General features: G+C 66.0%; 14 protein-coding genes. 8 read left to right on the top strand and 6 right to left on the bottom strand.

Features of this window, described 5'->3' with window-relative positions:
- Positions 1-1,143 (top strand): histidine ammonia-lyase (hutH, locus tag QZ497_RS05200; protein WP_295471767.1); only part of this gene is annotated, 1,143 nt, incomplete at its 5' end.
- A 67-nt stretch (positions 1,144-1,210) separates the two neighbouring features.
- Positions 1,211-2,587, top strand: a complete 1,377-nt coding sequence (locus tag QZ497_RS05195) for an amino acid permease (protein WP_295471765.1) — start codon at positions 1,211-1,213, stop codon at positions 2,585-2,587.
- 30 nt (positions 2,588-2,617) lie between these two features.
- Here QZ497_RS05195 and QZ497_RS05190 read toward each other — a convergent pair whose 3' ends face one another.
- The gene (locus tag QZ497_RS05190) at positions 2,618-4,858 is read right to left on the bottom strand and encodes a heavy metal translocating P-type ATPase (protein WP_295471762.1); all 2,241 of its coding nucleotides are present in this window, start codon (positions 4,856-4,858) and stop codon (positions 2,618-2,620) included.
- An 84-nt stretch (positions 4,859-4,942) separates the two neighbouring features.
- On the opposite strand from QZ497_RS05190, the gene cadR reads away from it, so the two are divergent.
- The 4 genes from cadR (at position 4,943) to QZ497_RS05170 (ending at position 9,209) form a co-directional block, all read left to right on the top strand.
- A complete protein-coding gene (gene cadR / locus QZ497_RS05185) occupies positions 4,943-5,389 on the top strand; it encodes a Cd(II)/Pb(II)-responsive transcriptional regulator (protein WP_295471760.1) in 447 nt (148 codons plus the stop codon).
- A gap of 35 nt (positions 5,390-5,424) precedes the next feature.
- Positions 5,425-6,468 carry a LacI family DNA-binding transcriptional regulator gene (locus QZ497_RS05180; protein WP_295471757.1) on the top strand — a complete coding sequence of 348 codons (1,044 nt, stop codon included), beginning with the start codon at positions 5,425-5,427 and terminating at the stop codon, positions 6,466-6,468.
- Between the two features lie 260 nt (positions 6,469-6,728).
- Positions 6,729-8,018 (top strand): MFS transporter, encoded by a 1,290-nt coding sequence (locus QZ497_RS05175; RefSeq protein ID WP_295471770.1) that lies wholly within the window; start codon positions 6,729-6,731, stop codon positions 8,016-8,018.
- A gap of 30 nt (positions 8,019-8,048) precedes the next feature.
- On the top strand, positions 8,049-9,209 hold the full coding sequence (locus QZ497_RS05170) for a mandelate racemase/muconate lactonizing enzyme family protein (RefSeq protein ID WP_295471755.1): 1,161 nt from the start codon (positions 8,049-8,051) through the stop codon (positions 9,207-9,209).
- Between the two features lie 42 nt (positions 9,210-9,251).
- Here the strand turns inward: QZ497_RS05170 and QZ497_RS05165 are convergent, their stop codons facing one another.
- Genes QZ497_RS05165 through QZ497_RS05155 form a run of 3 tightly spaced genes read right to left on the bottom strand, consistent with a single transcriptional unit; the run spans position 9,252 to position 10,758 of the window.
- Positions 9,252-9,683, bottom strand: a complete 432-nt coding sequence (locus QZ497_RS05165) for a carboxymuconolactone decarboxylase family protein (protein ID WP_295471752.1) — start codon at positions 9,681-9,683, stop codon at positions 9,252-9,254.
- 17 nt (positions 9,684-9,700) lie between these two features.
- Positions 9,701-10,315 carry an NAD(P)H-dependent oxidoreductase gene (locus QZ497_RS05160; RefSeq protein WP_295471750.1) on the bottom strand — a complete coding sequence of 205 codons (615 nt, stop codon included), beginning with the start codon at positions 10,313-10,315 and terminating at the stop codon, positions 9,701-9,703.
- On the bottom strand, positions 10,312-10,758 hold the full coding sequence (locus QZ497_RS05155) for a GNAT family N-acetyltransferase (protein ID WP_295471747.1): 447 nt from the start codon (positions 10,756-10,758) through the stop codon (positions 10,312-10,314). The genes QZ497_RS05160 and QZ497_RS05155 overlap by 4 nt, the downstream gene beginning before the upstream one ends.
- A gap of 87 nt (positions 10,759-10,845) precedes the next feature.
- Between QZ497_RS05155 and QZ497_RS05150 the strand changes: the two genes are divergently transcribed.
- Positions 10,846-12,258, top strand: coding sequence for a PLP-dependent aminotransferase family protein (locus QZ497_RS05150; RefSeq protein ID WP_295471745.1), 1,413 nt, complete (start codon positions 10,846-10,848; stop codon positions 12,256-12,258).
- A 6-nt stretch (positions 12,259-12,264) separates the two neighbouring features.
- On the opposite strand, the gene QZ497_RS05145 is transcribed toward QZ497_RS05150, so the two are convergent.
- Complete coding sequence (locus QZ497_RS05145) at positions 12,265-13,236, bottom strand: thymidylate synthase (protein WP_295471743.1); 972 nt, start codon at positions 13,234-13,236, stop codon at positions 12,265-12,267.
- A 50-nt stretch (positions 13,237-13,286) separates the two neighbouring features.
- The gene (gene lgt, locus QZ497_RS05140; protein WP_295471741.1) at positions 13,287-14,099 is read right to left on the bottom strand and encodes a prolipoprotein diacylglyceryl transferase; all 813 of its coding nucleotides are present in this window, start codon (positions 14,097-14,099) and stop codon (positions 13,287-13,289) included.
- A 127-nt stretch (positions 14,100-14,226) separates the two neighbouring features.
- On the opposite strand from lgt, the gene QZ497_RS05135 reads away from it, so the two are divergent.
- Positions 14,227-14,973, top strand: a complete 747-nt coding sequence (locus QZ497_RS05135; protein ID WP_295471738.1) for an NRDE family protein — start codon at positions 14,227-14,229, stop codon at positions 14,971-14,973.
- Positions 14,974-15,290: the final 317 nt, after the last annotated feature.

The following is a 15,290-nucleotide window of genomic DNA, read 5'->3' as shown; positions in this document are numbered from 1 at the left end:
GTCTATCCCCACATCCCCCTCAAAGGCTCGGTCGGCGCCTCCGGTGACCTCGCGCCGCTGGCCCACATGTCCCTGGTACTGCTGGGGGAGGGCAAGGCGCGCTATAAGGGCCAGTGGCTTGCGGCTACCGAGGCCCTGGCCATCGCTGGCCTTGAGCCGTTGACCCTGGCCGCCAAAGAGGGGCTCGCCCTGCTCAATGGCACCCAGGCCTCCACGGCCTATGCCCTGCGCGGGCTATTCCATGGCGAGGACCTGTTCGCCGCCGCGGTCACCTGCGGCGCGCTCAGCGTGGAAGCCGCCCTTGGTTCGCGCTCGCCCTTCGATGCCCGTATCCATGAAGTGCGCGGCCAGCGCGGGCAGATCGACACCGCTGCCTGCTTCCGGGACCTGCTGGGGGACACCAGCGAGGTATCGCTCTCGCACCAGAACTGCGACAAGGTCCAGGATCCTTACTCGCTGCGCTGCCAACCACAAGTGATGGGCGCCTGCCTCACCCAACTGCGCCAGGCTGCCGAGGTGCTCGGCGTCGAGGCCAATGCTGTGTCGGACAACCCTTTGGTGTTCGCCGCCGAAGGCGACGTGGTTTCAGGGGGTAATTTCCATGCCGAGCCGGTGGCGATGGCCGCCGACAACATCGCCTTGGCCATCGCCGAAATGGGCTCGTTGAGCGAGCGCCGCATCTCGCTGATGATGGACAAGCACATGTCCCAACTGCCGCCTTTCCTGGTAGAAAACGGTGGGGTCAACTCCGGCTTCATGATTGCCCAGGTCACCGCCGCTGCCCTGGCAAGCGAGAACAAGGCCCTGTCGCATCCCCACAGCGTCGACAGCCTGCCGACCTCCGCCAACCAGGAGGACCATGTGTCAATGGCTCCGGCTGCCGGCAAACGTCTATGGGAAATGGCCGAAAATACCCGGGGCGTGCTGGCGATCGAATGGTTGGGCGCCTGCCAGGGCCTGGATCTGCGCAAAGGGCTCAAGACCTCCGCCAAGCTTGAGCAAGCACGCCAGGCGTTGCGCTGTGAAGTGCCGCACTACGACCGCGACCGGTTCTTTGCACCGGACATCGAAAAGGCCGTGCACCTGCTGGCCGAAGGCAGCCTGACCGCGCTGTTGCCAGCGGGCGTGCTCCCTAGTCTGTAATGCCCTTGGGGGCCTTTGGTGGCGGCCCCCGGATCTCACGACCACAAAAACAATTCAAGGACGTGACATGCAACCTGCACAAGGTCTAAAGCGCGGGCTGACTGCCCGCCACATTCGTTTCATGGCCCTCGGCTCGGCTATCGGTACCGGCCTGTTCTATGGCTCGGCCTCGGCCATCCAGATGGCCGGCCCGGCGGTATTGCTGGCTTACCTGATTGGCGGCGCAGCGGTATTCATGGTCATGCGGGCATTGGGCGAGATGGCCGTACACAACCCCGTAGCCGGGTCGTTCGGTCACTATGCCAGCACCTACCTGGGCCCCATGGCCGGCTTCATCCTCGGCTGGACCTACGCGTTCGAGATGGTCATCGTCGCCATTGCCGACGTGACGGCGTTCGGTATCTACATGGGCTTCTGGTTCCCGGAGGTCGCCCGCTGGACATGGGTGCTGGGCATCGTCTTGTTCATCGGCGCGCTCAACCTGTGCAACGTCAAGGTGTTCGGCGAGCTGGAATTCTGGCTGTCCTTGCTCAAGGTGGGGGCGATCGTGGCCATGATCCTGGCGGGCCTGGGCATCATGGCGTTCGGCTTCAGCCAGGTGGGCAGCGGGCAGGCCGTGGGCCTGGGCAACCTGTTCGACCATGGTGGTTTCATGCCTAACGGTGTCGCCGGGCTGATCGCCTCGTTCGCAGTGGTGATGTTCGCCTTCGGCGGCATAGAGATCATCGGGGTGACCGCAGGCGAGGCCAAGGATCCGCAACGGGTGATTCCCAAGGCGATCAACGCCGTGCCCCTGCGCATCCTGCTGTTCTATGTACTCACCCTGTTCGTGCTGATGTGTCTGTACCCCTGGCCGCAGATTGGCAGCCAGGGCAGCCCCTTCGTGCAGATCTTCAGCAACCTGGGCATGCCGGCGGCCGCCACGGTGCTCAATATCGTAGTGATCTCGGCAGCGGTATCGGCGATCAACAGCGATATCTTCGGCGCCGGGCGAATGATGTATGGCATGGCCCAGGACGGTCAGGCGCCAAAAGCCTTCGCCCGCCTGTCCCGCCATGGGGTGCCGTGGATGACCGTGGTGGTGATGGGCGTGACCCTGCTGCTGGGCGTGCTGCTCAACTACCTGATTCCGCAGAACGTATTCCTGCTCATCGCTTCGCTGGCAACCTTCGCCACGGTCTGGGTCTGGCTGATGATTCTGCTCACCCAAGTGGCGATGCGCCGGCAGATGAGCGCCGAGCAGGCGCGTCAGCTGCAGTTCCCGGTACCGTTCTGGCCGTGGGCGCCGGCGGCGGCGATCGTCTTCATGCTGTTCATCTTCGCGGTGCTGGGCTGGTTCCCGGACAGCCGCGCAGCCTTGATCGTCGGCGCGGTGTGGGTGGCGCTGCTGGTGGTGGCCTACCAGATTGGCGTCAAGCCGCGGTTGGGCAAGCAGCAGGGCTGAAGGACCGGCCGGTCCTACCCGGTTGTCCCCTCAGGCCCGCAGCAGGCGCAGGCCGTTGAACACCACCAGCAGGCTGACCCCCATGTCGGCGAACACCGCCATCCACATGGTCGCCATGCCGGCGAAGGTAATGCCGAGGAACAGCAGCTTGGTGAGCAGCGCCAGGGCGATGTTCTGCCGCAAAACCGCAGCGGTCTGCCGAGACAGGCGGATGAACGCTGGAATCTTGCGCAGGTCGTCGTCCATCAGCGCCACGTCGGCGGTCTCGATGGCCGTGTCGGTGCCCGCCGCCGCCATGGCGAACCCGATCTCCGCTCGGGCCAGCGCCGGGGCGTCGTTGATGCCGTCACCGACCATACCGACGCGATGCTGGCGTCCGTACAGCGCTTCGATGGCCTGCAGCTTGTCGGCTGGCAGCAGGTTGCCCTGCGCTTCATCGATGCCCACCTGATCGGCAATCGCCCTGGCGGTGTGCGGGTTGTCACCGGTCAGCATCAGGGTCTTGATGCCCAGCTCATGCAACTGGGCGACCGCTTCGCGGCTGCTGTCCTTCACCGTATCGGCCACCGCGAACAGTACCAGCGGGCCGCTTTCATCGAGCAGCAGGACCACGGTCTTGCCCTGCGATTCCAGCGCGTCGAGCCGGGCCTCCAGCGCTAGCGAGCACAGTCCCAGTTCCTCGACCAGGCGGTGGTTACCCAGATGATAGCGGCGGCCATCGATGCGGCCAGCCACACCCCGCCCGCCCAGGGCCTCGAAGTCCTCGACCTCATGCCGGGCCAGGCCGGGCTCGGCGGCCTGGGCGATGGCCAGTGACACCGGGTGGTCGGAACGTGCCGCCAGGCTGGCAGCCAGGGCCGCGACGCCTTCAGGGCGCTCCTGCAGCACCACGCAGTCGGTCTGCACCGGCTTGCCGTAGGTCAGGGTGCCGGTCTTGTCCAAGGCCAGGTAGTCGAGCTGGCGGCCCATTTCCAGGTACACACCGCCTTTGACCAAGATGCCCTTGCGCGCTGCCGCCGCCAGGCCACTGACGATGGTCACCGGGGTGGAAATCACCAGTGCGCAAGGGCAGGCCACGACCAGCAGCACCAGGGCACGGTAGATCCAGTCGAACCAGGCCCCGTCGAAGAACAGCGGCGCCACCACGGCCACGGCCAGGGCAATGGCGAACACCGCCGGGGTGTAGATGCGCGAGAAGCGGTCGACGAAGCGCTGGGTCGGTGCGCGAGCGCCCTGGGCCTCTTCGACGGCATGGATGATGCGCGCCAGGGTCGACTGGTTGGCCGCGGCGGTGACGCGGAACTCCAGGGCACCGGCCTGGTTGATGGTGCCAGCGAACAGCCTGTCGCCCACGCCCTTCTCCACCGGCAGGCTCTCGCCGGTGATCGGCGCCTGGTCGACCGTTGACTGCCCGCTCAGCACGTCGCCATCCAGGGCAATACGCTCGCCGGGCCTGACCCGAACGACTGCACCGGGCTCGACGGCCTTGGCCTCGACCTCCAGCCAGCTGCCGTCAGCCTGGCGTACGGTGGCGCGGTCAGGGGTGAGTTGCATCAGCCCACCGATGGCGCTGCGCGCGCGGTCCAGGGAACGGGCTTCGATCAATTCCGCGACGGTGAACAGGAACATCACCATCGCCGCTTCCGGCCACTGGCCGATCAGCAACGCGCCGGTCACGGCGATGCTCATCAGCGCGTTGATGTTCAGGTTGCGGTTGCGCAGGGCGATCCAGCCCTTCTTGTAGGTGCCCAGGCCACAACTGAGGATCGACAGCAGCGCCAACGCCGCCACCAGCCACTCGGGGCCGGCGCTGAAATGCACCAGCTCGGCCCCCAGGGCGGTCAGGCCAGAGAGGGTCAGCAGCTTCCAGCCACTCTTCTTCGGCGCCGCTGCCGGTTCAGGCGTGGCACCGGCGTCCAGAGGTTGAGCGTCCATGCCCAACGCGCCGATGGCGTCACGAATCGCAGCGGTGTCGGGCAGCACGTGCCAGACCCCGAGGCGGCGCTGGATCAGGTTGAACTCCAGCTTGTGCACACCGGCCAACTTGCCGAGCTTGTCCTGGATCAGGGTTTGCTCGGTGGGACAGTCCATGGCTTCGATGCGGAACTGGCTCAGGCGTGCCTCGGCAGAAGCAGCCTGGTCAAAAACCACCTCCGATGGCGCAGCACCTGCCGAGCAGCAGCCACCATGGCCGTGCGCGTGGCCTGAAGCGGCCGGGTGAGCGTGTGAATGTGCGTCCTGCACGGGCGTGAGCCGGGTGATCTGCCCCATCTGTCGAGCCTCCAAGTCGTGATGTTGCCAAGTGAACACCCTGTAGCCACTATAGGGTCAAGCACCCTCTCGGAAATCACTGCCATGAAGATTGGTGAACTGGCCAGACTGACCGATACCCAGGTCGAAACCGTGCGCTACTACGAACGTGAAGGTCTGCTGCCTGCGCCGTCGCGCACCGAAGGCAACTATCGCTTCTATACCCAGACGCATGTCGAACGCCTGACCTTCATCCGCAACTGCCGCAGCCTGGACATGACCCTGGACGAAATCCGTCGCCTGCTCAGCCTGCGTGACAGCCCCCAGGACCAGTGCGAAAGCGTCAACGCGCTGATTGAAGAACACATCGCCCATGTCGATGCGCGAGTCGCCAGCCTGCAGGCCCTGCAACAGCAATTGCGTGAGCTGCGCCAGCGTTGCAACGACGCCGACCCGAGCCACTGCGCGATCCTTGAGCGCCTGGAAGTGACCGGCGCAGTGGCGACCCCGGAAGGCGAACCCTCCCATGTAGGCAGAAGCCACGGGCATTGATACATTGGCGGCCCGCCGCGTAACCCGGAACTCCCATGCCGAAGAAACCTGCCAAGGCCGCCCTGTCGCAGCCGGGCCACAAGCCGACCCAGCCGACCCTGATCGATGTCGCCAAGGTGGCGGGGGTGTCGCCGATCACCGTGTCGCGGGCCTTGAGTCGACCAGAAGTGGTCAGCGAGAAGACCCGGCAGAAAGTCATCGAAGCCGTACGCCAGACCGGCTACGTGTCCAACATGCTGGCCGGCAGCCTGGCCAGCAATCGCAGCCGACTGGTGGCGATCTTCCTGCCCACCATCGCCAACTCGATCTTCGCCGACACCGTGCAGGCGCTGATGGACCGCCTGACCCAGGCCGGTTACCAGACCCTGCTGGGGTTGACGGGCTATTCCGCCGAACAGGAAGAAAAGCTGCTGGAGGCCATCCTCGGCCGCCGCCCCGACGGTATCGTGCTGACCGGCACGCTGCACACCGAGTCCAGCCGACTGCGCCTGGCCCAGTCCGGCATTCCGGTGGTCGAGGCCTGGGACCTTTCCGACGACCCGCTGGACATGCTGGTGGGGTTCTCCCACGAGAAAGTCGGCGAAGCCATTGCCCGGCACCTGCTGGGCAAGGGCTATCGGCGCTTCTCCATCGTCAGCCTGGGCGACCCTCGCGGCTTGCGACGCTGCAACAGCCTGATCGCCGAGCTGGGTCGCCATGGCATCGACCAGGTGCCGCTGCAGGTGATGACCCCACCGGCCACTCTCAAGACCGGGCGAGACGGCTTGCAGGCACTGCTGGAGCAGCACGACAGACCCGAGGTGGTGGTGTGCAGCTCCGACACCATCGCCCAAGGCGTGCTGGCCGAAGCCGCCAGCCGTGGCCTGCGGGTGCCCGAGGACCTGGCGGTGATGGGGTTTGGCGACTTGAGCAGCGCCGCCCAGGTCTACCCGGCGCTGTCCACGGTCAGCGTCAACGGCCAGGCGATTGGCCTGCAAGTCGCCGAAGCGCTACTGGAGCGCTTCGATCATGCCGACAACAGCGTCGAACCGCTGCGCATCGACAGCGGATTTACCCTGATCGACCGTCAGACCACCTGACCCCGCCCCCTGCCGTACGTAGCTCAGCGCTTGAATGATTGCGCAATCATTGTATGATCCAGCTCATCAGGCCTTGGCCGTAATCCGCCAGCCTGATTTTTTTGGGCGAAAAATGATTGCGCAATCATTTCTCACCCGGACGGGCTGCCGGGCACTTCGCTCACGTTGCCCGACACCGATCACTCATAAGGAAGACAACAACAGTGAGCCAGACCAACCCCTCGGTAGCCAGGACCAACGTCCGCTACCTCATCCTGGCGATGATCTTCATCGTCACCGTGTTCAACTACGTCGACCGCGCCACCCTGTCCATCGCCGCCCCGGCGATGCGCAGCGACCTGGGCTTCGATGCGGTGACCATGGGCATCGCCTTTTCCGCGTTCGGCTGGGCCTACACCAGCATGCAGATTCCCGGCGGCATCGTGCTCGACCGCTACGGCTCGCGCCTGGTGCTGGGCGTCAGCCTGATCCTGTGGTCGACCCTGACCTTCCTGCAGGGCTACGTCGACCTGTTCAGCTCGGCGTTCCTGGCGCTGTTCGTGCTGCGCTTTCTGATGGGCGTGGCCGAGTCGCCGGCCTTCCCGGCCAACAACCGGCTGACGGTGATGTGGTTCCCGCGCCACGAACGCGGCCTGGCCACGGCGATCTTCCAGTCGGCGCAGTATTTCGCCCTGGCCGCCTTCACGCCGTTGATGGTGCTGCTGCTCAATGCCTTCGGCTGGCAGCACGTGTTCTTCTGGACCGGTGCGGCCGGCATCCTGGTCGGCCTGCTGTGGTTTCGCATGGTCCACGAGCCGCGCAAGGACAAGCGGGTCAACCCGGCGGAAATCGAATACATCGAAAGCGGTGGCGGCATGCCGAACATCGGCGATACCAAGACCCCGTTCAGCTGGCAGCGCGCCCGGGCCATCGGCGCCAACCGCATGATGCTCGGCGTGTACCTGGGGCAGTTCTGCCTGACCTCGATCACCTGGTTCTTCCTCACCTGGTTCCCCACTTACCTGGTCGAAGCCAAGGGCATGACCATGCTCAAGGTCGGCCTGGTGGCCGCCATCCCGCCGCTGGCCGGTTTCGTCGGCGGCATGGTCGGCGGCCTGTGGTCGGACTGGATGCTCAAGAAGGGCTTCAGCCTCACGGCGGCACGCAAGACCCCGATCATCTGCGGCCTGCTGCTATCGAGCAGCATCGTGGTCGCCAACTACACCCAGTCAGTGCCCCTGGTGATTCTGGTGATGTCCATCGCCTTCTTCGCCAAAGGCGTCGGCAACCTGGGGTGGTGCATCGTCGGCGACGTCTCGCCCAAGCAGGCCATGGGCATCAGCGGCGCGATGTTCAACTTCTGCGGCAACATCGCCAGCATCGTCACCCCCATCGCCATCGGCCTGCTGGTCGGCAAGGGCTCGTTCGACATGGCGCTGGTGTATGTCGCCGCCATGGGCCTGCTGGGTGCCTTCGCCTACCTGTTCATCGTCGGCCCGCTCAAGCGCATGGAGCTTGATGAAGCCCTGCATGACGCCCCGGCCGCCGAACCGGCCCCCGCCAAATCCTGAAAAGTTATCCACACCCTCTAGGAGAGTGACATGAGCACACAAGCACAAGACCGCCCGTCCGCCGACCACGACCAGATCGCCTGGATCAAGGTGTCCTCGGTGTTCCTGCCGCTGGCCAACCCGATCAGTGACGCCAAGGTGCTCACCGGGCGGCAGAAACCCATGACCGAAATCGCCATGCTGTTCGTCGAGGTGCAGACCCGCGACGGCCACGGCGGCCTGGGCTTCAGCTATTCCAAGCGTGCCGGCGGCCCCGGCCAGTTCGCCCACGCCCAGGAAATCGCCCCGGCGCTGATCGGCGAGAACCCCAGCGACATCGCCAGGCTGTGGACAAAACTCTGCTGGGCCGGCGCCTCGGTGGGCCGCAGCGGCCTGTCGACCCAGGCCATCGGCGCCTTCGACGTTGCCCTGTGGGACCTCAAGGCCAAGCGCGCCAACCTGTCACTGGCGCGGCTGCTCGGCGCGCAGCGCGATTCGGTACGCTGCTACAACACCTCCGGAGGCTTCCTGCACACGCCGCTGGAGCAACTGCTGAAGAACACCGATCTGTCGCGGGAAAAGGGCATCGGCGGCATCAAGCTCAAGGTCGGCCAGCCGGACTGCGCTGTGGATATCCATCGGGTCAGCACGGTGCGCCAGCACCTTGGGGATAACTTTCCGTTGATGGTCGACGCCAACCAGCAGTGGGACCGCCCCACCGCGCAGCGCATGTGTCGGCAGTTCGAAGCGCATAACCTGGTGTGGATCGAAGAACCACTGGACTGCTATGACGCCGAGGGCCATGCCGAACTGGCCCGCCAGTTCGACACGCCGATCGCCACCGGCGAGATGCTCACCAGCGTCGCCGAGCACGCCGAGTTCATCAAGCTGCGCGGCGCCGACTACCTGATGCCCGATGCGCCACGGGTCGGCGGTATCACGCCGTTCCTCAAGGTTGCCGGCATGGCCGAGCAGGCCGGGCTGATGATGGCGCCGCATTTCGCCATGGAGCTGCACGTGCACCTGGCCGCCACCTACCCCACCGAGCCGTGGGTGGAACACTTCGAATGGCTGGAACCGCTGTTCAACGAACGCCTGGAAACCCGTGATGGGCGCATGCTGGTGCCTACCCGCCCCGGCCTGGGCCTGTCGCTGAGCGAGCGGGTGGCCGGCTGGACGGCACAGAGCGTGGAAATCGGCCAGCGCCCCTGAACGGCCCGGGCCGGCTGCAGGGGCGCGCGGTCCGACCGGCGCTTACAGCTTCATGCCCACTGCCAGGCGGTTGAAGGCGTTCATCAGCGACACCGCCATGGTCAGGTCGCTGATCTGCGCGTCCGAGAAGTGCGCCTTCAACGGCTCGTAGCATTCGTCGGGCGCGCCCTTGTCGGCCACGTACGTCAGGCACTCCGCCCAGGCCAGGGCCGCGCGTTCGCGCTCATCGAAGCGCTCGCTGAGGCGCCAGCCGGCCAGGCAGTCGAGCTTTTCCTGCGCGACCCCGCTTTCGCGCAGGGCCTTGGCGTGCTTGCCCAGGCAGAAGGCACAGCCATTGATCTGCGACACGCGCAGAAACACCAGCTCCACCAGCACGCCACCCAGCGGGCCTTCGAGCAGTGCCTTGTTGGTGGCCAGCAGGCCCTGGTAGGCGGCCGGGGACAGGGTAGAAAACGGCAGTCTGAGTTGGCTCATGATGAATCTCCGGTAGGTCAGAGGGAACGGAACAGTGGTTCGAGCGCCAGGCGCGCACGGGCGGCGGACAACGCGTTGTCCATGGCCGCCTCGCCGTGCGCCAGGCCTTGCAGGTAGGTGAAATGCAGGTCGAACAGGCCCAGGGTGTTGAGCACATGGCGCAGGTACGAGGTCAGGAAGTCCGGCTGCCGGGCGCGCTCGCCCTGGTGAAAGCCGCCGGAGCTGACCAGCACATAGACCGGCCGGTCGCCCAACAGGCCGTGCTTGCTGCCATCGGGCGCCGGGGCGAACGTGCGGTGGATGCGCAGCACGTAGTCGATCCATAGCTTGAGCGCTGCCGGCACGGCGAAGTTGTGCATGGGCGTGGTGATGAACAGCGCGTCGCACTGCTCCAGTTCACCGATCAGCGCCTCGGACACCTCGAAGGCCGGGTCGTGGAGCGGCGCGGCGCTGCTGACGGCGTACGCGTAGTTGGCCGGCAGCGGCGGCAGGTGTTGCAGCCCGAGGTCGCGCTCCACCAGGGTGAGCTGCGGATGCTGGCGACCCAGGGCCGCCAACAGTTCACGAGCCAGGCGCTGGCCCTGCGCGGCTTCGCCCAGGGGGCTGGCGTTGAGTAGCAGAATCCGGTTCATGCCGCGCCCTCTTCTTGCAGGCGCTGGCTGAAATGCATGCCCCGCGCCAGCAGGCCCTGGCGGAAGTAGAAACGCTGGGCCAAGGGCATGTGCAGGCCGGTGTCCAGCACGAAGTGGGCACACCCGCCCTGCCTGGCCCGTTCGCGCACCGCATCGAGCAGCCGCCCGCCCAGGCCGCCGCGTTGCAGGCTGGGTTCGATCACCAGGTCGTCGACATAAACGAAGCGCCCGTACAACAGATTCTCTGTCTCGCGGTAGCCGGCCAGGCCGACCAGCTGGCCTTGCTCGAACGCGCCCAGCAGGCGGTAGCCCTGGCGCATCTGGCGTTGCAGCTGGGTCACATAGCGCTGTGGATCGCCCAGGTGCGGGCGCAGCACGCGCATCAGCGCCAGGCTGTCGGCCAGGGCCTGGGGCGTTTCAAGGTGTTCGAAGGTGCAAGACATGGCGTGGGGGCTCCAGAAAAGGATGAGCCACTCTAGGCCGCCAATGGCTTAAGCTACAGGGCCAAAAAATGCACAAACGAGTAGGCCATGTCGTTATCCTTCGACCCGGACCGCAGCCAGGCGCTGCCGATCTACCGGCAGCTCTACCAACGCTTTCGCGAAGCCATTGCCAATGGCCGCCTGCAACCGGGCGAGCGGGTACCGGCGGTGCGCGCCCTGGCGGCCGAACTGAACCTGGCACGCGGCACCGTCGAGGCGGCCTACCAGTTGCTGATCGGCGAGGGTTACCTGAGCCCTCGGGGCGCAGCCGGTACGGTGGTCAGCCCGCAGCTCACGGCTCAGGCGCGCCAGGCACAGCCGGTGCCGGATGCTGCCCCGAGCTACCAGCCGGCGCACAGCGGCACGCTGCCCATGCCCTTGCAGATGGGCCTGCCGGCACTGGATGCCTTCCCGCGCAAACTGTGGAACCGCCTGGCCGCGCGCCAGCTACGGCACAGTGGCCTGGAGGGGCTGGTCTACCCGTCACCGCAGGGTCATGCGCCTCTGCGCACCGCCATTGCGACCTACCTGGGCATTTCCAGGGGTATTCATTGCCAGCCTGACCAAGTGTTCGTCTGCGCCGGCTATCGGGCCTGCCTGGACCTGATCCGCCACACCCTGATGCAGCCCGGCGATACCTGTTGGCTCGAAGACCCCGGCTACTTCATGGCCCGCCAGGTGCTGCTGGAGGCCGGTGCGCAACTGGTGCCGGTGCCTGTCGACGCCGAGGGCCTGGACGTGGCGCGTGGCGTAGCCCTGGCGCCGCAGGCGCGCTTCGCGGTGGTCACCCCCACCCACCAGAGCCCACTGGGGGTCTCGCTGAGCCTGCCGCGGCGCCTGGCCCTGCTGGACTGGGCCGGGCGCCAGGGCAGCTGGATCATCGAAGACGACTACGACAGCGAGTACCGCTACCGCGGCAAGCCGCTTCCGGCCCTGAAGAGCCTCGACCAGCAGGAGCGCGTGCTGTACACCGGCACGTTCAGCAAGGTGCTGTTTCCGGGGCTGCGCCTGGCCTACCTGGTGGTTCCCGCGCCGCTGGTGGATGCCTTCGCCCGCCAGGCCGATCGTCTGCACAACCATTGCCCGCTGCTGCATCAGGCCACGGTCGCCACCTTCATGGGTGAAGGGCATTTCGCCCGCCACCTGAACCGCATGCGCCAGCTCTATGCGCGACGCCGGCAGTGGCTGCTCGACGCCCTGCAAGCGCAGGGCGGCGCGCATCTGCAGCTCGATGAACAGGCCGGGGGCATGCACCTGCTGGCGCTTCTGAGCAATCAGGATGATGGGCCGGTGGCTGCCGAGGCTCGGCGGGCGGGCCTGGCCGTGCAGGGATTGTCGGCGTGGTATCTGGGCGAGGTGCGTCGGCAGGGGCTGTTGATGGGCTTCACCAACGTGGCCAGTGCCGAGCAGGCCAACGACCTGGCTCGGCGCCTGGCCCCGCTGCTGCGCAGGGCCGGTTGACGCTGGTCAGACCGCCATCGGCGCGGTCAGCGGAGCGTGGTGCTGGTAGCCTTCCAGGCTGAAGTCCGAAGGCTCGACCTGCTCCAGCCATTGCGGCTGGTAGATACCGGTCTTGGCGAACTCCGGCACGCGGTCGGCGATCACCAGCTTCGGCAGCGGGAACGGCTCGCGGCTGAGCTGCTCGTTGAGCATGTCCAGGTGGTTCTCGTACACATGCGCATCGCCGATGAAGTAGGTGAACCAGCGCGGCGTGTAGCCGGTCAGGCGGCCGATCAGGCTGAGCAGCGCGGCGCCCTCAGCCAGGTTGAACGGCGTGCCCAGCCCCAAGTCGTTGGAGCGGATGTACAGGGTCAGGGAGATTTCCCGGGTCTGCGGGTTGGGGTGCAGCTGGTACAGCAGGTGGCACGGCGGCAGGGCCATTTCATCGAGCTGCGCGCAGTTCCAGCCGTGGAACAGAATGCGCCGGCTGCCGGGGTCGTTGATGATGGTGTCCACGCACTGGCGGATCTGGTCGATGGCCTTGTACAGCACCACGAAGGCCTGGCCGTCTTCCTCGGCCTCGGCGATCTGCCGGTAGCCCTGGGCCAGGGTCTGCTCGATGGCCGCCGTGTTGCTGGCCGGAATGCGCTTGTAGGCCGGCCATTTGCGCCACTGCACGCCGTAGATCTCGCCCAGATCGTCTTCGCCCTGGCGGAACGGGTTGTTCAGCCACTGGGCGTTCTCGTTGGCGTTCTGGTCCCAGACCTTGCAGCCCAGGGCGCGGAATTCGGCCGCATTGTTCACCCCGCGCAGGAAGCCGACCATCTCGCCGATGGCGGCCTTGAAGGCCAGGCGCCGGGTGGTGATGGCCGGGAAGCCCTCCTGCAGGTCGAAACGCAGCATGGCACCGGGAAAGCTGATGGTGTTGATGCCGGTGCGGTTGGCCTGCAAGGTCCCGTGCTTGATCACATGGGCGACGAGTTCCAGATATTGCTTCATAAATTACCTGCTTGAATGAACACGCCGGGCTGCAGCCCGGCGTTTCAGTATTAGACGGCGGCCCTGGAGGCGGCCGGGTCACGCTTGTAGGCCAGCCAGATCATGAAGGCGCCGGCGAAGATCATCGGCAGGCTGAGAATCTGCCCCATGGTGACCCAGCCCCAGGCCAGGTAGCCCAGCTGTGCATCCGGCACCCGCACGAATTCGACGATGAAGCGGAAAATGCCGTAGAACATGGCGAACATGCCGGATACCGCCATGGTCGGGCGCGGCTTGCGGATGTACAGGTTGAGGATGATGAACAGCGCGACGCCTTCCAGGGCGAACTGGTACAGCTGCGACGGGTGCCGTGCCAGCTGTGCCGGGTCGCTAAACGGCGGGAAGACCATGGCCCACGGCACGTCGGTCGGCTTGCCCCACAGCTCGGCGTTGATGAAGTTGCCAATGCGCCCGGCGCCCAGGCCGATGGGCACCAGCGGCGCGACGAAGTCCATCAGCTGGAAGAAGCTCTTGCCGTTGCGCTTGCCGAACCACCAGGCCGCCAGCATCACGCCGATGAAACCTCCGTGGAAGGACATGCCGCCCTTCCACACCTCGAAGATCAGCAGCGGGTTGGCAATGTAGGCCGACAGGTCGTAGAACAGCACATAGCCGAGCCGCCCGCCGACGATCACGCCCATGGCCAGCCAGAACACCAGGTCGGAGATTTTCTCTTTGGTCCAGGTCGGGTCGAAGCCCTGCATCCTGCGCGTGGCCAGCCACCAGGCACCGCCGATACCGACCAGGTACATCAGGCCGTACCAGTGAATTTTCAGCGGGCCAAGCGAAACCGCTACCGGGTCAATCTGCGGGTAAGGCAGCATTGCGACTCCTCAATGAGATGCCCGTGGGGCAACTGGATCAGGCGGGCATAGTACCGGAGCCCGGCGCGTGGCTCTAGACGCCGCCGACCGGAGATAAGCAAAGTTCATGTTTCACAAGGAGCCGTACATGTGCCTGATCGTGTTCGCCTGGCGCCCCGGTCACCCGCAACCGCTGATCGTGGCGGCCAACCGGGACGAATTCTACGCCCGCCCTGCCAGCCCATTGGCGGCCTGGCCCGATGCGCCGGGCGTGTATGCCGGCCGCGACCTGGAGGCCGGCGGCACCTGGCTGGGCATCTCGGCCGCCGGACGCTTCGCCGCGCTGACCAACATCCGCGACCCCGGCCAGCCCCAGGGCCTGCGTTCGCGGGGTGAACTGGTCGCCGGTTTTCTGGCCGGCAACCAGGCGCCCGCCGACTACCTGGCCGAAGTTGCCGACCGGGCCGGGGCCTACAGCGGCTTCAACCTGCTGGCCGGCACTCGCGAAGAGCTGTACTACCTGAATTCCCGCGCCGCACAGCCCGAGCGTCTCGGCGCCGGCGTCCATGGGCTGTCGAATGCCCGCCTGGACACGCCCTGGCCCAAGCTGCGCAAGGCACGTGCAGCCCTGCACGCCGGCCTGGACGACCCACGGCCCGAAGCCTTGCTGGCGCTGCTGGAAGACCGCCAGCCGGCACCGCTCGCCGAGCTGCCCGACACCGGGGTCGGTGTGCAGACCGAAACCCTGCTGTCGAGCATCTTCATCGCCAGCCCGAACTACGGCACCCGCGCCAGCACCGTGCTGATCGTCAACCAGGACGGCAGCCAGCGGATCATCGAGCGCAGTTTCGGGCCGCAGGGTGCGGCGCTGGGAGAGGTGCAAGTGCTGGTCTGACGCCAGCCCAGACTGTGGGGTTCAACCGAGGCGGCCCGGTGTTCGCAGCAGATGCAGTGACCCCGGTAGGACCGGCTGAAGCCGCAATACTGGTCAGTTAGGCAGGGTAAGCGGCTTCAGCCGCGAAGCGACCGCCTGTTCATAACAGATGCACTGAATTTCCTGGCGCCTTCGCGGCTAAAGCCAATAATGATCTTTTAGACCAAAGCAATCCGATCTGGCGTCGCTTTTGCTTTTCAAGCATCGCCCTCACAGACGCCGCAAAACGCGACTTCGGTGCAGGCCGAGTGGAGGTGTCATGGAAGGGGGTAAGCCGG

This window comes from uncultured Pseudomonas sp., assembly GCF_913777995.1.
Classification (GTDB): Bacteria; Pseudomonadota; Gammaproteobacteria; order Pseudomonadales; family Pseudomonadaceae; genus Aquipseudomonas.
Note: the sequence above shows the minus strand (reverse complement) of the source record. Positions and strands in the feature narration are given on the sequence as shown.